This is a genomic window from Actinomycetospora sp. ABD4_176 (genome assembly GCF_056311855.1).
Window position 1 is genome coordinate 5,269,451 of sequence record NZ_CM149974.1, and the last position, 18,585, is coordinate 5,288,035.

At 74.5% G+C, this 18,585-nt stretch carries 20 protein-coding genes and 1 pseudogene; 12 read left to right on the plus strand and 9 right to left on the minus strand.

Translation table 11 applies throughout. From position 1 onward, the window contains the following. Position 1 precedes the first annotated feature (1 nt). Positions 2 to 796 (plus strand): adenylate/guanylate cyclase domain-containing protein, encoded by a 795-nt coding sequence (locus tag ACYX4T_RS25525; protein WP_476012015.1) that lies wholly within the window; start codon positions 2 to 4, stop codon positions 794 to 796. Here ACYX4T_RS25525 and ACYX4T_RS25530 read toward each other — a convergent pair. Beyond that, the gene (locus ACYX4T_RS25530) at positions 750 to 1,274 is read right to left on the minus strand and encodes a MarR family winged helix-turn-helix transcriptional regulator (protein ID WP_476012016.1); all 525 of its coding nucleotides are present in this window, start codon (positions 1,272 to 1,274) and stop codon (positions 750 to 752) included. The genes ACYX4T_RS25525 and ACYX4T_RS25530 overlap by 47 nt on opposite strands. A 76-nt stretch (positions 1,275 to 1,350) precedes the next feature. Between ACYX4T_RS25530 and ACYX4T_RS25535 the strand changes: the two genes are divergently transcribed. Together ACYX4T_RS25535 and rsgA are read left to right on the plus strand one after the other, a co-directional pair. After that, complete coding sequence (locus ACYX4T_RS25535; RefSeq protein ID WP_476012017.1) at positions 1,351 to 2,223, plus strand: dioxygenase family protein; 873 nt, start codon at positions 1,351 to 1,353, stop codon at positions 2,221 to 2,223. 349 nt (positions 2,224 to 2,572) lie between these two features. Further along, entirely contained in the window at positions 2,573 to 3,619 is a 1,047-nt protein-coding gene (rsgA, locus tag ACYX4T_RS25540; RefSeq protein ID WP_476012018.1) for a ribosome small subunit-dependent GTPase A, read from the plus strand. 58 nt (positions 3,620 to 3,677) lie between these two features. Here the strand turns inward: rsgA and ACYX4T_RS25545 are convergent, their stop codons facing one another. From ACYX4T_RS25545 to ACYX4T_RS25555, 3 genes and pseudogenes are all read right to left on the minus strand, one after another. Further along, complete coding sequence (locus ACYX4T_RS25545) at positions 3,678 to 4,814, minus strand: Mrp/NBP35 family ATP-binding protein (protein WP_476012019.1); 1,137 nt, start codon at positions 4,812 to 4,814, stop codon at positions 3,678 to 3,680. Positions 4,815 to 5,207: 393 nt separating this feature from the next. Next, positions 5,208 to 5,657 (minus strand): annotated as a pseudogene (locus ACYX4T_RS25550) (DUF1003 domain-containing protein); the annotation flags it as partial. Continuing rightward, complete coding sequence (locus ACYX4T_RS25555) at positions 5,650 to 6,930, minus strand: magnesium transporter MgtE N-terminal domain-containing protein (protein WP_476012020.1); 1,281 nt, start codon at positions 6,928 to 6,930, stop codon at positions 5,650 to 5,652. The pseudogene ACYX4T_RS25550 and the gene ACYX4T_RS25555, both read right to left, overlap by 8 nt. A 157-nt stretch (positions 6,931 to 7,087) precedes the next feature. On the opposite strand from ACYX4T_RS25555, the gene ACYX4T_RS25560 reads away from it, so the two are divergent. The 3 genes from ACYX4T_RS25560 (at position 7,088) to ACYX4T_RS25570 (ending at position 9,903) form a co-directional block, all read left to right on the plus strand. After that, positions 7,088 to 8,047 (plus strand): HpcH/HpaI aldolase/citrate lyase family protein, encoded by a 960-nt coding sequence (locus ACYX4T_RS25560; protein ID WP_476012021.1) that lies wholly within the window; start codon positions 7,088 to 7,090, stop codon positions 8,045 to 8,047. Positions 8,048 to 8,090: 43 nt separating this feature from the next. Beyond that, positions 8,091 to 9,284 (plus strand): acyl-CoA dehydrogenase family protein, encoded by a 1,194-nt coding sequence (locus tag ACYX4T_RS25565; RefSeq protein ID WP_337706244.1) that lies wholly within the window; start codon positions 8,091 to 8,093, stop codon positions 9,282 to 9,284. A 106-nt stretch (positions 9,285 to 9,390) separates the two neighbouring features. Beyond that, positions 9,391 to 9,903 carry a YflT domain-containing protein gene (locus ACYX4T_RS25570; protein WP_274229453.1) on the plus strand — a complete coding sequence of 171 codons (513 nt, stop codon included), beginning with the start codon at positions 9,391 to 9,393 and terminating at the stop codon, positions 9,901 to 9,903. Positions 9,904 to 10,046: 143 nt separating this feature from the next. Here ACYX4T_RS25570 and ACYX4T_RS25575 read toward each other — a convergent pair whose 3' ends face one another. Both ACYX4T_RS25575 and ACYX4T_RS25580 read right to left on the minus strand, forming a co-directional pair. Next, positions 10,047 to 10,394: a type II toxin-antitoxin system RelE family toxin gene (locus ACYX4T_RS25575; RefSeq protein ID WP_476012022.1), complete on the minus strand. Its 348-nt coding sequence runs from the start codon at positions 10,392 to 10,394 to the stop codon at positions 10,047 to 10,049. A gap of 59 nt (positions 10,395 to 10,453) precedes the next feature. Next, positions 10,454 to 11,569: a magnesium and cobalt transport protein CorA gene (locus ACYX4T_RS25580; RefSeq protein ID WP_476012023.1), complete on the minus strand. Its 1,116-nt coding sequence runs from the start codon at positions 11,567 to 11,569 to the stop codon at positions 10,454 to 10,456. Positions 11,570 to 11,869: 300 nt separating this feature from the next. On the opposite strand from ACYX4T_RS25580, the gene ACYX4T_RS25585 reads away from it, so the two are divergent. Next, on the plus strand, positions 11,870 to 12,385 hold the full coding sequence (locus tag ACYX4T_RS25585; RefSeq protein ID WP_285659436.1) for a MaoC family dehydratase: 516 nt from the start codon (positions 11,870 to 11,872) through the stop codon (positions 12,383 to 12,385). Between the two features lies 1 nt (position 12,386). Here ACYX4T_RS25585 and ACYX4T_RS25590 read toward each other — a convergent pair whose 3' ends face one another. Then, the gene (locus tag ACYX4T_RS25590; RefSeq protein ID WP_476012024.1) at positions 12,387 to 12,878 is read right to left on the minus strand and encodes an NUDIX domain-containing protein; all 492 of its coding nucleotides are present in this window, start codon (positions 12,876 to 12,878) and stop codon (positions 12,387 to 12,389) included. A 102-nt stretch (positions 12,879 to 12,980) separates the two neighbouring features. Between ACYX4T_RS25590 and ACYX4T_RS25595 the strand changes: the two genes are divergently transcribed. Genes ACYX4T_RS25595 through ACYX4T_RS25615 form a run of 5 tightly spaced genes read left to right on the plus strand, consistent with a single transcriptional unit; the run spans position 12,981 to position 16,051 of the window. Next, entirely contained in the window at positions 12,981 to 13,139 is a 159-nt protein-coding gene (locus ACYX4T_RS25595; RefSeq protein ID WP_476012025.1) for a hypothetical protein, read from the plus strand. Positions 13,140 to 13,154: 15 nt separating this feature from the next. Further along, a complete protein-coding gene (locus ACYX4T_RS25600) occupies positions 13,155 to 13,706 on the plus strand; it encodes a PH domain-containing protein (protein ID WP_116709250.1) in 552 nt (183 codons plus the stop codon). Between the two features lie 32 nt (positions 13,707 to 13,738). Continuing rightward, the gene (locus ACYX4T_RS25605) at positions 13,739 to 14,596 is read left to right on the plus strand and encodes a PHP domain-containing protein (protein WP_476012026.1); all 858 of its coding nucleotides are present in this window, start codon (positions 13,739 to 13,741) and stop codon (positions 14,594 to 14,596) included. 28 nt (positions 14,597 to 14,624) lie between these two features. Beyond that, positions 14,625 to 15,479 (plus strand): RecB family exonuclease, encoded by an 855-nt coding sequence (locus tag ACYX4T_RS25610; protein ID WP_476012027.1) that lies wholly within the window; start codon positions 14,625 to 14,627, stop codon positions 15,477 to 15,479. After that, the gene (locus ACYX4T_RS25615) at positions 15,476 to 16,051 is read left to right on the plus strand and encodes a hypothetical protein (RefSeq protein WP_476012028.1); all 576 of its coding nucleotides are present in this window, start codon (positions 15,476 to 15,478) and stop codon (positions 16,049 to 16,051) included. The genes ACYX4T_RS25610 and ACYX4T_RS25615 overlap by 4 nt, the downstream gene beginning before the upstream one ends. 68 nt (positions 16,052 to 16,119) lie before the next feature. Here the strand turns inward: ACYX4T_RS25615 and ACYX4T_RS25620 are convergent, their stop codons facing one another. Both ACYX4T_RS25620 and ACYX4T_RS25625 read right to left on the minus strand, forming a co-directional pair. Further along, entirely contained in the window at positions 16,120 to 17,169 is a 1,050-nt protein-coding gene (locus ACYX4T_RS25620) for an alpha/beta hydrolase (RefSeq protein ID WP_476012029.1), read from the minus strand. Positions 17,170 to 17,232: 63 nt separating this feature from the next. Then, positions 17,233 to 18,579 carry an Rv3212 family protein gene (locus ACYX4T_RS25625; RefSeq protein WP_476012030.1) on the minus strand — a complete coding sequence of 449 codons (1,347 nt, stop codon included), beginning with the start codon at positions 18,577 to 18,579 and terminating at the stop codon, positions 17,233 to 17,235. Positions 18,580 to 18,585: the final 6 nt, after the last annotated feature.

Below are 18,585 nucleotides of genomic sequence, written 5' to 3' on the forward strand. Positions count from 1 at the left end.
CGTGCTCGCGTCCCACCGTGAGCCGGTGCGCCGCCGGGTCCTGGAGGCGGCCCACCGACTCGACTCCGACCCGCGCCTGCTGGCCGCGCTCGAGTGGGCCAGGTCCCGGCTGCCCGGCGACGCGACCTACGGTGATCCCCTCTCCACCGGGGACGACGCCGTCGGCCGGCTCGCGGCCCAGCTCGCCCCGCTCGCGGCGACCCGCCCGAGCGTGCTGCGCGAGGTCGGGCTCACGGCCCTGCAGGTCTGGCAGGCGCACGCCGGGATCGAGGAGCGGCCCAGCGACGAGCACGTCGTCGTCCTGTTCACCGACCTCGCCGGGTTCTCCGACTGGACCCTCGAGGTCGGCGACGACGTCGCGGTGACGGCGCTGCGGCGGGTGGGCGCGGCCGTCGAGCCCCTCGTGCGCCGGCACGGGCGCGTCGTCAAGCGGCTCGGCGACGGGCTGATGGCCGTGCACCCGACCGTCGAGGACGCGGTCGAGGTGGCCCTGGCGGCGCGCGACGCCGTCGGGGACATCGAGGTCGACGGGCACCGCCTGGCCCTGCGGGCGGGCGTGCACGTCGGCACCCCGCAGCAGCTCGGCGGAGACTACTACGGCCGCGACGTCAACATCGCCGCCCGGATCACCGACGCGGCGGGGCCGGGCGAGGTGTGCGTGTCCAGCACGAGCCGGTCGTACCTCGACGCCGAGCGCTTCGCGGCGTTCCCCCTGAGCGGGCGCCGCGGCAAGGGCGTGCCGCCCGACATCACCCCGTGGCGGATCGGTCGGCGTCCGGGTGGGACTCGCGGCTGAGCGGGTTCGCCCGCATCCCGCCGTCCGGGTCGAGGCGGCCGAGGATCGCCGCGGTCACGCGGGCCAGCGATGACACCCCGTCGTCGTCGAGCGCGTCGAAGATCAGCCGGCGGACCTCCGCGGCGTGCCCGGGCGCGGTCTCGCGGACCTTCTCCATGCCCGCGTCGGTCAGCCGCGCGACGGTCACCCGCCCGCTCTCCGGCGACGGCTCGCGCGTCACCCAGCCCTGCTGCTCGAGGCGCGCCACCACGTGCGAGAGCCGCGAGAGCGACGAGCTCACGGTGGCCGCGAGGGCGCTCATGGGCAGGGTGCGGCCGGGCGACTCGGAGAGCATCGCGAGCGTCAGGTACGAGAACTGGGTCAGGCCGGCGTCCCGCTGGAGCTGGGCGTCGAGCGCCGCGGGCAGCAGCGTCATCACCGCCGCCGTGCGGCGCCACGCCCGCTGCTCCGCGTCGTCGAGCCACGGCGAGTCGTCCATGCCCCCACACTTTACTTGATGCTTCAACTCAAGACGAGTAGATTCGGCGGCCGCATCGTCGCACGAGGAGTCGGTCATGGACCCGTTCGCCACCGCCCACCCGGGAGCGGCCTTCGACGCGTACGAGCCCGCCGCGCGGGAGCGCGCCGCCCGCCGCGCGCCGTGGACCCCGCAGGACGGGCCCCTGCCCGCGCTCTACGTCAGCCACGGGGCCCCGCCCCTGTTCGACGACGCGGAGTGGATCACGCGCCTCGGCGCCTGGGCCGACACCCTGCCGACGCCGCGCGCGATCCTCAGCGTCTCGGCGCACTGGGAGTCCGCGCCGCTGACCCTCTCGAGCCCCGAGGCCGGCACCCCGCTCGTGTACGACTTCGGCGGGTTCGCCGAGCGCTTCTACCGCATGACCTACGCGACGCCCGATGCCTCCGCGCTCGCCGCCCGCGTGGCCGCGACGCTGCCCGACGGCGAGCCGGTGCACACCTCGCGCCGCGGGCTCGACCACGGCGCCTGGGTGCCGCTCAAGGTCATGTACCCGCTCGGCGACGTCCCGGTCCTGCAGATGAGCCTGCCCACCGAGGAGCCGGACCGCCTGCTCGCCATCGGCACCCGCCTGCGCGAGCTGCGCAGCGAGGGCGTGCTGGTCGTCGGCTCGGGCTTCATGACCCACGGCCTGCCGTTCCTCACCCGCGCCATGCTCGGCGGGACGGACACCCCGGGCTGGACCGGCGACTTCGATGCCTGGGCCGCCGAGGCGCTCGACCGCGGCGACCTCGAGACCCTCCACCGCTTCCGCCAGGCCCCGGGCATGCCCTACGCGCACCCGACGGCCGAGCACTTCGTGCCGCTGTTCGTCACGCTGGGCGCGGCCACCGACCCCGAGGCCCCGGTGACGACGACCATCGACGGCACCATGTGGGGCCTGTCCCGCCGGTCGCTGCAGGTGGCCTGAGCGTCGGGTCCTGTCGCAGCGAACGCGCTGCTCGCTGCTTCTACGCGCACGAAGTCCCCTGTCGTGTCGGCGGGGACCTGGCGATCGGCCCAGGCCCCAGCGCCGAGTGGAGGCCGTCTGTCAAAGAGATGGCGCCGGCCGGGAGCGGGGGGCACGCTGGCCCCGTCCGGGGAGGTCGATCCCCGGGGACCGTTCGAGGAGTGAACGCCATGGCGGCCCGCACGGGCGCCGTGAAGGGCGCCGTCCGACGCACCTCCTGGTGACGCGGACCGGCTCGTGACGAGTGCCGCGCGCACCAGGGCTCCTGCCCGTCGTCGCCCGACGGCGGCTCCTCGAAGGGTCCCCTCCGTTGATCTCAGCTGTTCCCACCCCTGACCGCACCACCCTGACCCGCTACGGCTGGGACGACGCGTGGGCCGCGCTCGTGCCCGGGTCCGCCGGCGACGCCGTCCCGGGCCGGGTCGCCCGGGTCGACCGCGGCCGGGTCGACGTCCTCACTGCCGACGACCGCCTGCACGCCGAACCGCGCGGGCACGCCCTCGCCGTCGGCGACTGGGTCCTCGTCGGTGACGGCGCCGTCACCGACGTCCTGCCCCGTCGCACCGCCCTCGTCCGAGCGACCGTCTCGGGGCGCTCCGACGCGCAGGTCCTCGCCGCCAACGTCGACACGGTCCTCGTCACCGTGCCCCTCGACACCGCGCTGCGGCCCGGCCGCGTCGAACGCCTGCTCGCCCTCGCGTGGGAGAGCGGCGCGACGCCCGTCGTCGTCCTCACCAAGATCGACCGGGACGACGGGGCGCTGGTCGAGGCGCTCGGCGACCTCGCCGTCGCGGCGCCCGGGGTCGACGTCGTGCCCGCCAGCGCCGTGACCGGCGACGGGCTCGCGGAGGTCGCGGCCGCCGCCCGCGGCACCACGGTTCTCGTCGGGCCCTCGGGCGCCGGCAAGTCCACGCTCGCCAACGCGCTGCTCGGCGACGAGGCGATGGCGACCGGAGCGGTGCGCGCCGTCGACGGCAAGGGCCGCCACACCACGGTGCACCGCGAGCTGCTGCCCCTGCCCGGCGGCGGGGTGCTCGTCGACACCCCGGGCCTGCGGGCGGTGGGCGTGCGCGACGCCGCCGAGGGCATCGACCGCGCCTTCGTCGACGTCGTCGAGCTCGCCGAGGCCTGCCGGTTCGCCGACTGCGCCCACGACCGCGAGCCGGGCTGCGCCGTGCAGGGCGCCGTCGAGGGCGGGACGCTCCCGGCGCGGCGGCTCGAGGCCTACCGCAAGCTCCTCCGCGAGGACGAGTGGGCGGCCTCGCGCACCGACGCCCGGCTCGCGGCCGAGCGTCGGGGGCGCTGGAAGCAGGTCACCAAGGACCAGCGCGCGGCGTACCGCGCGCGGGGGCGCTGATCGGGGTGTTGCAGCGAACAGCCCGTTCGCTGCGACCCCGGACCGCGCAGGGAGGTGACTACCGGCCCGCCGGCGAGATGTTGAGCGACATGCCCGCGAGGCCGCGCGAGCGCACCGAGAGCTTCTCGGCGACGGCGCGCAGGGCGGCGCCGGCGGGGGACTCGGGCTGGCTGAGCACGAGCGGGACGCCGGCGTCACCGCCCTCGCGCAGGCGGGTGTCGATCGGGATCTGGCCCAGCAGCGGCACCGAACCGCCGACGGACTTGGCCAGCGAGTCGGCGACGACCTGACCCCCGCCGGAGCCGAACAGGTCCATCCGCGAGCCGTCGGGCATGTCCATCCAGCTCATGTTCTCGACGACCCCGGCCAGGCGCTGGCGGGTCTGCAGCGAGACCGCCCCGGCACGCTCGGCGACCTCCGCCGCGGCCTGCTGCGGGGTGGTGACCACGAGCAGCTCGGCGTTCGGGATCAGCTGCGCGACCGAGATGGCGATGTCGCCGGTGCCCGGGGGCAGGTCCATGAGCAGAACGTCCAGGTCGCCCCAGAAGACGTCGGCGAGGAATTGCTGCAGGGCGCGGTGCAGCATCGGGCCGCGCCAGACCACCGGGGTGTTGCCCGGGGTGAACATGCCGATCGAGATGACCTTCACGCCGTGGGCCTGCGGCGGGAGGATCATGTCGTCGACCTTGGTGGGCCGGTCGTCGGTGCCGAGCATGCGCGGCACCGAGTGGCCGTAGATGTCGGCGTCGACCACGCCGACCGACAGGCCGCGGTCGGCCATCGCGGCGGCCAGGTTCACCGTCACCGACGACTTGCCGACCCCGCCCTTGCCCGACGCGACGGCGTAGACGCGCGTCAGAGAGCCGGGCTGGGCGAACGGGATGACGGGCTCGTCGGCGTCGCCGCGCACCGTCTTGCGCAGCTCGCGGCGCTGCTCGTCGTTCATGACGTCGAGGTCGACCGACACGGCGGTGACACCCGAGACGGCGGACACTGCCGAGGTGACCCGCTGGGTGATCGTCTCCTTCATCGGGCAGCCGGCCACGGTGAGGTAGACGCCGACCTCGACCTTGCCGTGGTCGAGGACGTTGATGTCCTTGACCATGCCCAGCTCGGTGATCGGACGGTGGATCTCGGGATCCTCGACGCCGGCCAGTGCGGACCGGATCGCGTCGACGGATGGTGCTGCGGCCATCGGACCCTTCTCGACATCTCGAGGACACCCGGGCCCACGCTCCGCGGGGGACCCGCCGGGGCACCGGGGCGGGGGCGTGAGGCCCCCGTCGGCTCATCCCCATGCTACGTGCCGGTCACCCGCGGGGCGCCGGCACGGCAGGCGGTGCGCGTCACGCCCCGTGCACGGGACCGTGACGGCTCAGCGACCGTTGGTCCGCTCGCCCTCCGCGGTGAGGGCCCGCTGCTCGAGGGCGCGGACCAGGGCGCGTTCCACGGCGTCGTCGAGCGTGCGGCCCACCGCACGGTCGACGGCACGGTCGACGGCCCGGTCGACGGCTTTGGTGACCGCCTTCTCCAGGGCCTTGTCCGGCTTGCCCGACCGGTCGCCCTCCCGGACGCCGTCGCGGGTGCCCCGGGCCTGCTCCAGCTCGCCACGCAGGTAGTCGCGGGTGACGACCTCGCCGAGCTGCAGCCGCATCGACGCCAGCTCGCGGGCGAGGTACTCGGTCTCGGCCGAGAGGCGCCCGGCGCGCGTGCGGTCCTCCTCGAGGGAGACGCGGTCGCGGTCGTCCTGGCGGTTCTGCGCCAGCAGGATCAGCGGGGCGGCGTACGCGGCCTGCGTCGAGAACGCGAGGTTGAGCAGGATGAACGGGTAGGGGTCCCACCGCAGGCTGATCGCGAAGACGTTGAGCGCGATCCAGGCGGCGACGATCACCGACTGCCACAGCAGGAACGTCCCGGTGCCGAGGAAGCGCGCGAGACGCTCCGCGACGCGCGCGAACCACTCGGTGTCGACGGTGAGGCGGAGGCGGCGGCTGCCGGCGGGCTGGTCGAGGCGCCGGCGGGTGGTGGGCTCAGGCACGGCCGCCTCCTGCGGGCGCGGCGGGTGCGGTCGCCCCCGGTTCCGGGTCGGGCTGCGAGCGCCAGTCCTCGGGCAGCAGGTGGTCGAGGACGTCGTCGACGGTGACGGCGCCGACGAGGTGCCCGCCCTCGTCGATCACCGGCCCGCAGACGAGGTTGTACGTCGCGAAGTAGCGGGTGACCTCGGCGAGCGACGCCTCGGGCCCCAGCCGGGTGAGCTCGGCGTCGAGCACGCCCGCGACGAGGTCCGACGGCGCCTCACGCAGCAGCCGCTGGGCGTGGACGCAGCCGAGGTAGCGCCCGGTCGGGGTGGCCGTGGGCGGGCGGCAGACGAACACCATCGACGCCAGCGCCGGGGTGATGTCGGGGTTGCGGACGTGGGCGAGCGCCTCGGCGATGGTCGCGCCGGGCTGGAGCACGATCGGCTCGGGCGTCATGAGCCCGCCCGCGGTGTCCGACGAGTAGGTCAGCAGGCGCCGGACCGGCTCGGACTCCTCGGGCTCCATGAGACCGAGGAGCTCCTCGGACTCGGGCCCGGGGAGGTCCGCGAGCAGGTCCGCGGCGTCGTCGGGGTCCATCTCCTCGAGCACGTCGGCGGCGCGCTCGGTGGACAGGTGGCGCAGGAGGTCCTGCTGCTCGGACGACGGGAGCTCCTCGAGCACGTCGGCGAGCCGGTCGTCGCCCAGGCCGTCGGCGACGTCGTGGCGGCGACGCTGTGGCAGGTCCATCAGCGCGTGCGCGATGTCGGCCGGGCGCATGTCCTCGAACGTGGAGAGCAGCTGCTCGGTGCCCTGCCCGGTCTCCGAGAGCGAGAGCCCCGAGATCGCCGCCCACGGCAGCACCTGCACCGGGCCCCGCCGGCCCAGCCGCCCGACGAGCTCGCGCACCGCCAGGCGCGTGACCAGCCAGTCTCGGCTGCGCTGGTGCTCCATGAGCACATCGACGACCTGCGCGTCGGCGTCGTGGTCGACCACCCGCACGCGGGCGTCGAGCATCTCGCCGACGACGAGCACCTCGTTGGGGCGCTGGGCGAAGGCGCGCAGGTTGACCTGCCCGGTCGCGAGCGTGACCGCCGCGGCGTCCACCGCCGTCACCCGCAGCATCGGCACGAAGATGCGCCGCCGCGAGCCCACCCCGACGACGAGGCCCAGCACGCGCGGTGGCCGCGGGCCCACCGCCACCGCGCACACCGCGTCGCGCACGCGGCCGATCCGCTCGCCGTCCGGGCCCAGGACGGGCAGCCCGACCATGCGGGCCACGAACACCCTGGACATGGCGGTAGTCACGGCAGCAGGTTAACGGTCGCGCGCCGCCGGTCGTGCCGTGCGGCTGGATCGAGTCACCGGTGAGAGGGTCGCCACCTCGACCGATGCGCCGTGACGGTCCGTGTCAGCATCGGCGGCCAGTGTCGACGAGGAGGTCAGCAGTCTCGTGAGTGTCGTGAACCGCCCCCGCCGGTCGTGCCTGGCGGTGCCCGGGTCGAGCCAGAAGTTCATCGACAAGGCCCGCACCCTGCCCGCCGACCAGATCTTCCTCGACCTCGAGGACGCCTGCGCGCCGCTGGTGAAGCCCGAGGCCCGCAAGACGATCGTGGCCGCGCTCAACGAGGGCGGCTGGGAGGGCAAGACGCGCGTCGTGCGCGTCAACGACTGGACCACCGAGTGGACCTACCGCGACGTCACCGAGGTCGTGGAGGGCGCCGGGGCCAACCTCGACGCGATCATGCTGCCCAAGGTGCAGACGCCCGAGCAGGTCCACGCGCTCGACATGCTGCTCACGCAGATCGAGAAGACGATGGGCTACGAGGTCGGCCGGCTGGGCATCGAGGCGCAGATCGAGAACGCGCGCGGGCTCAACAACGTCGTCGCGATCGCCGAGGCGTCGCCGCGCCTGGAGACCATCGTCTTCGGCCCGGCCGACTTCATGGCCTCGATCAACATGAAGTCGCTGGTCGTCGGGGAGCAGCCCCCCGGCTACACCGAGGGCGACGCCTACCACTACATCCTCATGCAGATCCTCATGGCCGCGCGGGCCAACGACCTGCAGGCCATCGACGGCCCGTACCTGCAGATCCGCGACGTCGACGGCTTCCGGCGCGTCGCGAACCGCGCCGCCGCGCTCGGCTACGACGGCAAGTGGGTGCTGCACCCCGGCCAGATCGACGCGGCGAACGAGACCTTCTCGCCGTCGCAGGAGGACTACGACCACGCCGAGAACATCCTCGACGCCTACGAGTGGTTCACCTCGGCGGCCGGGGGCGCCAAGGGCTCCGCGATGCTCGGCGACGAGATGATCGACGAGGCGTCGCGCAAGATGGCGCTGGTCATCGCCGGCAAGGGCCGCGCCGCGGGCATGAGCCGCGGCGAGCGGTGGACGCCGCCGGAGAGCTAGGGCGATACTCGCCGGTAACTTCTACACAGCAGGAGCACCACGCATGGCACGCCTCGCCCAGACCGCCGGCCTGACCGATGTGCAGCAGGAGATCCTGTCCACGGTCCGCGACTTCGTGGACAAGGAGATCATCCCGCACGCGCAGCAGCTCGAGCACGACGACGTCTACCCGCAGGACATCGTCGACGGGATGAAGGAGATGGGCCTGTTCGGGCTCATGATCCCGGAGGAGTTCGACGGTCTGGGCGAGTCGCTGCTGACCTACGCGCTGGTCGTCGAGCAGATCGCGCGCGGGTGGATGAGCGTCTCGGGTGTCATCAACACCCACTTCATCGTGGCCTACATGCTGCGCCAGCACGGCACGCCCGAGCAGAAGGCGCACTACCTGCCGAAGATGGCGACCGGGGAGATCACCGGGTCGTTCTCGATGTCCGAGCCCGACCTCGGCTCCGACGTCGCGGCCATCAAGACCAGCGCGAAGGCCGACGGCGACGACTACGTCGTCAACGGGGCCAAGATGTGGCTGACCAACGGCGGGTCGTCGAACCTGTCGGCGGTGCTGGTCAAGACCGACGAGGGCGCCGAGAAGCCGTACCAGAACCTGACGACGATCCTCGTCGACAAGGAGCGCGGGTTCGGCAAGGTCGCCGAGGGCCTCAGCATCCCCGGCAAGATCGACAAGATGGGCTACAAGGGCGTCGACACCACCGAGATGGTGTTCGACGGCTTCCGGATCCCGCAGTCGCAGGTCCTCGGCGCGGCGCCCGGCAAGGGCTTCGCGCAGATGATGGACGGGGTCGAGGTCGGCCGCGTCAACGTCGCCGCCCGCGCCTGCGGCATCGCGATCCGCGCCTTCGAGCTCGGCATCGAGTACGCCCAGCAGCGCTCGACGTTCGGCAAGCCGATCGCCCAGCACCAGGCCATCTCGTTCAAGCTCGCCGAGATGGCCACCAAGGTCGAGGCCGCGCACCACATGATGGTCAACGCCGCGCGGCTCAAGGACCGGGGCGAGCGCAACGACGTCGAGGCCGGGATGGCCAAGATGATCGCCTCCGAGTACTGCAAGGAGGTCACCGAGGAGTCGTTCCGCATCCACGGCGGCTACGGCTACTCGAAGGAGTACGAGATCGAGCGCCTCATGCGGGAGGCGCCGTTCCTGCTCATCGGCGAGGGCACCTCGGAGATCCAGAAGACGATCATCAGCCGCGGGCTGCTCAAGGACTACAAGCTGCGCTGATCGGCGGTACCGTCCTCGGTCACACCGGTACCCGGCCCGGGCACTCCCGGGCCGGGTCCGGCGTTGTACGGGATGCCAACCGTCGAGAGGACAGCGAGGAATCGTCGTGACTGCGCCGTTCACCGGCCGACCCGGTACCCAGCCCGGGCTGCCCAACCTCCCCGAGCCGCCGTCCGGCTGGCCGGTGGGCTCCTACGCCAAGTACGAGGAAGCCCAGCGCGCGGTCGACCACCTGGCGGACAACGACTTCCCGGTCGCCGACGTGACCATCGTCGGCGTCGACCTCATGCTCGTCGAGCGGGTCATCGGCCGCCTGACCTGGGGCCGCGTGCTGCTCACGGGCGCCGCGTCCGGCGCGTGGCTGGGTCTGTTCGTGGGCCTGGTGCTCTCGCTGCTCTCGCCCACCGGGGGGCTTGCCTCGATCCTCACCGGCCTCGTCATCGGTATCGTGTTCGGCGTGGTCTCGGGCGCCATCACCTACGGCGCGAGCCGCGGCCGGCGCGACTTCACCTCGCAGAGCCAGATCGTGGCCGGGCGCTACGACGTCCTCTGCCAGCCCCGCAACGCCGAGAAGGCCCGCGACATGCTGGGCAAGCTGGCGATGGGCACCGAGGGCTGACCCTCTCCCACCGCGGCTGCTGAGCCGGACGGCGCACGGGGTGGGCCAGCGATGCGGCTTCGCTGGCACTCAACGCCAGGCTCGCCACATGCTCGCCGGTGCGACACGCCGGGGGAGCGTCTCGCCGGCCCTCAGAGCCGTGATCACGACTTCGGTGACGAACCCGCGCAGATCTGCGTGGGTTTGTCACCGAGACGGCGATCATGTCGAGTCGAGCCCCCGCCGTCGACGTCGCCGCGCGGGCCGATGTGGACGAGGAGGACCTCGTGCCGCTGCTCATCGACGCGATAGATCATGCGGTGGCCGCCTCGAGGGGCCGCCAGGTAGCCGACCCACCTTCCGCGGAGCGGGCCGCCGAGGCGGTGCGGGTTCTCGGGGACCGGGCCGAGCAGATGCTCGACCACCGCCGTGGCCACGGCGAGCGGGAGGGCATCGAGGTCTGGGCGCGCCCTTGCAGCGAACCTGACGCGGTAGCGCTCAGGCGTTGTCACGGCGACGCGCCCACTTCACCTCGTCCGGGCCGAACGTGAGCGCCGACCCCGGGGTCGGGTCAGAGCCAGCGGTTCTTGCGGAACGTCCGCCAGAGCACGCCGCAGATGAGCAAAATCCCCAGGATCACGGCCGGGTAGCCGAACTCCCAGTGCAGCTCGGGCATGTAGTCGAAGTTCATGCCGTAGATGCCGGCGAGCATGGTCGGCACCGCGAGCAGCGCCGCGTAGGCGGTGATCTTGCGCATGTCGTTGTTCTGGCGCAGCGTGATCTTCGCCAGCACCGCGTCGACCAGCGTCGTCAGCAGTTCGTCGAACGAGGCGACGCGCTCGGCCACGGTCGCGAGGTGGTCCTCGACGTCGCGGAAGTAGCTGCGGACCTCCGACGGCACGAGCGGCGAGTAGCCCTCGGTCAGTCGGCGCATCGGCGTGACCAGCGGCGTCACGGCCCGGCGCAGCTCGAGCACCTCGCGCTTCATCATGTAGATCTGCTCGGCGCCGACCTCGGTGTAGGGCGCGAACACCTCGGTCTCCATGACGTCGATGTCGTTCTCCACGCCGGCGGCGACGTCGAGGTAGGAGTCGACGATGTGGTCGGCGACGGCGTGCAGCACGACCGCCGGGCCCTGGGCGAGGTGCTCGGGGTCGGCCTCGAGGTTGTGGCGCACCCGCCGCAGCCCGGAGTGCTGGCCGTGGCGCACGGTGACGACGAAGTCGCGGCCCAGGAACACCATGAGCTCGCCAGACTCGACGATCTCGTTGGCGGTGGTCGGCGACGCGTGCGCCACGTAGCGCATGGTCTTGAACACCGAGAACAACATGTCGTCGCCGCCGCCCGCGGCCCCGGTGTAGCGCTCGATCTTCGGGCGCTGGTGGGCGTGCACGGCGTCCTCGACGGCCAGCGGGTGCAGGCCGAAGACCTCGGCGATGTCGTGGATCTGCTCGGCATCGGGCTCGTGCAGGCCGATCCACACGAACCCCTCGCCGCGCCGGCGGACCTCGCCGATGGCGTCGCGGTGGTTCCAGTGCCCGTCGAGCCGCCTGCCGTCGACGTAGACCGCGCAGTCGACGACGAACGCCGAGAGGGGCACGTGGGGGACCCGCGGGTCCTGCGTGCGCGGGCGGCCCGGGCGGATCACGCGGGCTCCGGCGTTGCGCAGGGTGGGCAGGGCAGGCATGGCGACCTCCGGGGAGCGGACGGAGTGCGGGCTACGAACAATCGAGCCACCGCGTCCCTCCCGGGCCACCCGCCGGCGTGTCAGCGCCCGGTGGCCCCACGGGAGGGGACGCGGCCCGTACTGGAGGGCAGGCCGTCGGACCTGCTCGTGGAGTCGTCCACGTCTCACCTCCCTCGCCTCGCGCGACACGAACTCGGTCGGTCCGTCATCCTAGCGACCTTCGTCGGCGCCGTCGGAGGGGAGGAGTCCCATGTCTCCTGGCGGCGGCGCCTCGACCAGAGACGTTCAGGAGGCGGATCCGTGCAGTTCGGTCGGTACTTCGAGGAGTTCGAGGTCGGCGCCACGTACAAGCACTGGCCGGGCAAGACGGTCACCGAGTACGACGACCACCTCTTCTGCCTCATCACGATGAACCACCACCCGCTGCACCTCGATTCCCACTACGCCGAGGGCACCCAGCAGGGGCGCAACGTCGTCGTCGGCAACTACGTCTACTCGCTGCTGCTCGGGATGTCGGTGGCCGACGTGTCGGGCAAGGCGATCGCGAACCTCGAGGTCGAGTCGCTGCGCCACGTCAAGCCGGTGTTCCACGGCGACACGATCTACGGCGAGTCGACGGTGCTGGACAAGAAGGAGTCGTCGTCGAAGAACGACCGCGGCGTGGTGCAGGTCGAGACGATCGGCTACAACCAGGACGGCGTCGTCGTCTGCATCTACCGCCGCAAGGTGATGGTGCCCAAGCGCCCGGCGCCCGAGGGCACCGACGAGGGGTTCGAGGCCGAGCAGCCCCGCCGCCCCGTCCCGCAGCGCGACTGAGTCACCGCGGCAGGCAGTCCCACCCGCGCAGCGCGGCGGTGAGCCCGGTGACCAGCTCACCGGCCGCGTCGAGGGCGGCGTAGGCGGCGGCGTCGACGAAGCGGGCGTCGGCGGCGTCGTCACCCGCGCGCGGCGCCGCCCCCGGGTCACGCTCGTCCGCCAGCCGGCACCGGAAGTCGTGGATCACGAACGTCCGGCCGTCCGGCGCGGGCCGGCGCACGTGCCCGACCTCCTCGCCGACGACGACGTCGAGCCCGGTCTCCTCGGCGACCTCGCGCGCCGTCGCCGCGGCCGTCGTCTCGCCCTGGTCGACCCTGCCGCCGGGCAGCGACCAGCGCCCCGCCTCGGGGTCGTGGCCCCGGCGGACGAGCAGCAGGCGGCCCCGCGGGTCGGTGACGATCCCGCCCACGCAGACGACGTCACCCGCCCCGTCGCCCGGCCCGTCACCCCCGGTGGCCCGCGACGCGCCGGGCGCGGCCTGGGGGTCACGCATCGTCACACGAGATCACACTAGTATCACCGATGGCCGGATGTCCGTCCCGGCCCGGACGATCCACACTGATCACGACCACGGCGACGACCGCGAGGGAACCTGGTGAACGCGAGAAAGATCGGCATCTTCGTGGGGGTCGCGTTCCTGCTCTTCTTCGTCATCTCCCAACCCCAGGGATCCGCGGATCTGGTGCTGAGCATCCTCACCATCCTGGGCGACGCGGCCGCATCGGTGGTGGAATTCATCCGCGCGCTGTTCTAGGTCCGGAGGTCCGACGTGCTGGCACCCCGCGAGGTCGACGAGTACGTCCTGCCCACCGAGCGGCGGGTGATCCGCTTCCGTCGCCACTGGGCCGTCATCGTCGGTGAGGTGCTGCAGGCCGTCGTCCTGTTCGTCCTGCTCGCCCTCGGCGCGGCGTTCCTGCCGCAGAACGTCGTGCTGGACAACCTGTTCTGGTACGGCGCCCTGCTCGTGCTGCTCAAGACCAGCTACAAGGTCAGCGAGTGGTGGGTCGAGAAGGTCGTCGTCACCGACAAGCGCGTCATGCTCACCAAGGGGATCATCACCCACCAGGCCGGCATGATGCCGCTGACCAAGGTCACCGACCTCACCTTCGAGCGCAGCCTGCTGGGCCGCATGCTCGGCTACGGGACGATGGTCATCGAGTCGGCCGGCCAGATCCAGGCGCTCAACCGCATCGACTACCTGCCCGACCCCGAAGAGGTCTACGAGGCCATCTCCGAGCTGGTGTTCGGCGACAAGCGCCAGACCCGCTCGTACACGCTGCCGGGGTCCGGGTTCGGCGGCGCGCGCGGTCGCCGTCGCTGACCCGTCGCCGACCCCTCATCGACACTGTCCCGGTGATCGACCTCCACACCCACTCCGCGGCCTCCGACGGCACCGAGTCGCCGGCCGAGCTGGTCGCCACGGCCGTGGCCGCCGGCGTCACCGTGCTCGCGCTGACCGACCACGACACGACCGCGGGCTGGGACGAGGCCGCGGCGGCGCGCCCACCGGGGCTGACGCTGGTGCGCGGCGCCGAGTTCTCCACCGAGAGCCCCGACGGGCGGGGCGGGACGGTCACCGCGCACCTGCTGGGCTACCTGTTCGACCCCGCCGCCCCGGCGATCCTCGCCGAGCAGGAGCGCCTGCGGGCCTCGCGCCGCGAGCGGGTGCGCGCGATGGGGGAGCGGATGGCGGCGGGCGGGCTGCCGGTCGACGGCGAGGCGCTGCTGGCCCGGCTGCCCGCCGACGCGCCGGCCGGGCGCCCGCACCTCGGGCAGGCGCTGGTCGAGGCGGGCGTGGTCGGGTCGGTGTCCGAGGCGTTCGAGCACCTCCTGCGCCGGGACGGCCCGTACTACGTCGAGAAGCAGGACACGCCGATCGCGCGGGCGATCGCGATGATCGTGGCCGCCGGCGGCGTGCCCGTGTTCGCGCACCCGTTCGCCCGGCGGCGGGGCCCGGTGGTCGAGGCGTCGGTGCTGGCGGACCTCGCGCGGGAGGGCCTCGCGGGGATCGAGGTCGACCACCCCGACCACGACGCGGACGACCGCGCGGCCCTCCACGAGGTCGCCGCGGTCGAGGGCCTGCTGGTCACGGGCTCGAGCGACTACCACGGCACCAACAAGGCCACCCCCATCGCCGCGGAGACGACCGCGCGGGACCAGTTCGAGGTGCTCGCGGCGCGCGCGACGGGCGCCGAGGTGCTCGCGGGCTGACCCACCGCGGCGGCCTAGGGTGGAGGCGATGAGCATGCAGCTGGGTCTGGACGGCATGCCCGCCCGCCTGGTCCGCGTGACCCCGTCGCGCCTGGCCACCTGGCAGGACTGCCGGCGGCGCTACCGCCTGACCTACCTCGACCGCCCCGCGCCCCCGCGCGGCGGGCCGCGGGCGGCGAGCACGCTCGGCGCCGTGGTGCACAACGCGCTGCACGCCGTCTTCGGCGAGCGCCCCGCGCGGCGCAGCGCCGCCCGCGCGGCCCTGGAGGTCGACCGGCACTGGTCCTCGGAGGGGTTCCGCGACGACGTCCAGGCCGCCGCGTACCGCGAGCGGGCCCGGACGTGGGTCGGTGACTACGTCGAACGCCACGCCGTCGTCGACGCGCCGGAGCCGGTGGGCGAGGTCGTCGGGCTCGAGCGCTGGCTGTCCGCACCCGTGGGGGCCATGGTCGCCGAGGGTCGCGCCGACCGTCTCGACGACCGCGACGGGCAGGTCACCGTCGTCGACTACAAGACCGGCCGCCGCGTGCCCGACGCCGCCGACGCCGCGGGCTCGCCCGCCCTCGCGCTCTACGTCCTCGCCGCGCGCCGCACGCTGCGCCGCCCCTGCCGGCGGGTGGAGCTGCACCACCTGCCGAGCGGCACGATCGCCGCCGCCGAGCACGACGAGGCCTCGCTGGCCGCCCACCGCGAGCGGGCCGAGGCCGCCGCCACCGCGCTGGGGGCCGCCGCCGACGCGCTCGAGGAGGACCCGCGCCGCGCCGAGGAGCTCTTCCCGCCGCTGCCCGGGCCCCGCTGCGGCGCCTGCGAGGTCCGCCGGCACTGCCCGGAAGGACGCGCCGCCGCCCCCGCGGAGCCGGCGTGGTCCGGGCTCGCGCCGTGAGCGCCCCCGACCCGGCGCACCGGGACGGGCCGGACAGGCGGTCCCCGCCGCCGCGGCCCTGGGCCGGCGGGGCGGGTGGCAGTGCGAGTGGCGAGGCGCCGACCTCGCCCCGCGGCCGCGCACCGGGCGTCACCTCCACCGGCTCCTGGCGCCCGACCTCGACCGAGCGCTGGACCTCGCCCGCCGGCGTGCCCCGCGCCGCCACCCGCCGGGAGCGGGCGCGCACCGTGGGCCGTCCCACGCCGCCGTCGGGCCTGTCGACCGGTGCCGTCGCGCGCGCCGGGCGCCCCGACCGCCTGGCCGGCGTCCGGCGGCGCCTCGTGGCCCTGGCCCGGGTACTCGCGGGCGGGCTCGTGGTCCTCGCGGTCGTCGTCGCCGTCGCGCCGTGGTTCCTCGCCGGGCCCGGCGCGGGGGCGGACACGGTGGCCGCCCACCTGATGGGCGCGGTCGTCGCGGTCGGCGCGACCGCGATCGCCGCCCACCGCCGCACCTCCTCGGGGGTGGCGGTCCTCGCCGCCGCGGCGGTGCCGGTGATCCTCTTCCTGCTCCTCGCGATCACCTGGTGGGCGTAGCCGCCGAGGCGCGAGCGGGGAGTTCGCGCGCGTAGAGGCCGCGAACAGCGCGTTCGCTGCGGACTTCGTCAGCCCAGGAGGTCGTCGCGCAGCCAGGTGCGCCAGGTCGGGACGAGCACGTCGAGCAGCGCCGACGGGTTCTCGACGTTCGGGGCGTGCGCGGCGTGGGGCACGGCGGCGAACTCGGCCTCGAGGCGGTCGGCCATGGTGCGCTGCACGCTCACCGGCCAGGCGTCGTCGTCGATCCCGCAGACGACGAGGCACGGCACGCGGCCGGCCCGCACGGCGGCGACCAGCTCGGCGGTGCGGTCGGGCTCCGCACGCAGCGCGTCGCCCATCCCGAGCAGCCCGGACACCGTGGAGCGGCGGAGGCGCTCGCGCAGCAGGTCGACGACGTGCGGGTCCGCCGACGACCACTCCCCGGACGCGTCGCGCAGCGCGATGACCTCTTCGATGCCGCGGCGCCGCAGCACCGGCTCGAGCACGTCGAGGTCCGTCCGCCGCCGGCCCATGGGCAGCTCGCCGGGGCCGGAGTCCATGAGCGTCAGCCCGCGCACGGTCGCCCCGGCCAGCACCGCCGCGCGGGCGACGAGCCCGCCGAACGAGTGCCCGAGCAGCAGCACCCGGCGGCCCGCGGCGACCTCGTCGGCGACGATCCCGGCGACCACCGGCCCGAGCTGCGCCGAGTGGTACTCGCTCTCGGCGGCGGGGCCCGGCGACTCGTACTGGCCGGGCAGGTCCAGCGCGAGCACCCCGATCCCGCCGGCGGCGACGGCGTCGATCAGCGGCGCGAAGTCCTCCTTGGAGCCGGAGTAGCCGGGCAGCAGCAGCGCGGTGGCGGGCCGGCCCTCGATCGCGGCCGCCGCGTCGGGCTCGGCCCGCAGCGCCGCGATGGGTCCGGCCGACGACGCGACCGTCACCCGCCGCGCGCGGTGGGGGTGGCGCTGGGCCCGGCCGCGGCCCGTCGGGAGCGCGGGCGTGGCGTCGGGCGGGCCGGGAGCCACCTCGCCGGGGCCGCCCACGACGCCGTGCCGCCCGTCGTCCGGCCCGCCGTCCGCTCCGGTGGCCGCCGCGGCGTCCGACGGCGCGGCGGTGCCGGGGTGATCGGGACGGCCCACCCCGGGGAGTCTGCCGCATGACGGGCCCGGAAGGGCCGTGACGTGGTCCGGCCCCGTGCGCGGTCAGCCCGGGGCGCGCAGCGCCACGACGGTCGTCCCCCGCAGCTCGACCACGGTGGTGCCGGTCGCCGCGACGGCCACGGGCGCGGCCGGGTCGCCGCCGCGGGCGACCGGGACGACCGGGCCGCGCGGGGTGCCGGTCGCGGCGTCGATCACGGCGAGGCCGCCGGGCACCGGCACGAGCGCCACGGCCGCGGGCGCGCTGCCCGGCCACGCCGCGCCCGCCCCGAGCGTGCCGGGCAGGGTCCATCGGGGTCGCAGGTCGCCGGCGTCGAGCCCGACGGTGGCCGTGCCCGTCCACCACAGCAGGACCGGGCCGACGGGCCGGACGGTCGCCGCGAGGTCGGACGGGTCGCCGGTGGGGCCGGCCGCCTCCCCGAGGGGGTACACCGTCTCGGGGATCAGCGTCTCGGCGTCGGCCGAGGTGCCGACCACGTGCAGGGTGCCGTCCGGCGCGGCCCACGCGGCACGCTGGTCGGTCAGCGCCACGAGGCGCGCACCGCGCACGCCGAGCATCGTGCTCGAGCGCTCCTCGGGCTTCTCGGAGCTCTGCGGGTCGGCGTCGACGACGGTCAGCCGGTCGCTGTCCTCGCCGGGGCAGCGCTGGATCATCCCGACGGTCCCGCCGCCGACGGCGACCGAGCCGTTGGTGCAGCCCGCGCGCGGCTGCGCGTCGGGGGGCTGCACGGGCGTCGAGACGCGGCCGACCTCGGTGGTCAGCACGAGGTCGGAGCGCCAGGTCTCGACGTGGTCCGCCCCGGTGCCGGTGACGTGGTCGCGGTCGGCGAGCAGGCGGGTGCCCTCCCGCAGGTCGGCGTTGCGGGCGGGCCCGCGCATGCCGGTGTCGGGCTCGAGGGCGGCGACGTCGGAGCACCACGTGCCCAGCGGCCCGTCGGTGCGGAAGACGGCGAGGACGTCGCCGAACCCGGTGCCGACGGTGCACGGCGCCTCGGGGCGGGCGTAGCGCCACGCCTCGCGGCCGGTGACCGGGTCGTGGCCGACGACGCCGTCCGGTCCCGCGGTGACCACCGCCGGGCCGACCGCGAGCGGCGCGGGCGTGGCCGGGCTCGCGGCCCGCCACACCTCGCCCAGCGCGGTCGGCACGGGGCCGTCCGCGCCGGGCTGCAGCGGCGGCGACGCCGGCGTGAGCTCGGTGTCCGCCGCGTCGCCGGACGCCAGCACCAGCAGCGTGCCGACGAGGGCCGCCACCACGAGGAACGCGGCGGCGACGAGGTCGCCGCGGCTGCGCCGCTCGGGGGGCGGCAGCCGGGACGGGCGGGCGGACCCGTCCCCGGCCCCGCCGCCCGGGTCGGTGGATCCGGGCGGCGACGCCGACGTCGGCGAGCTCACCGGCGC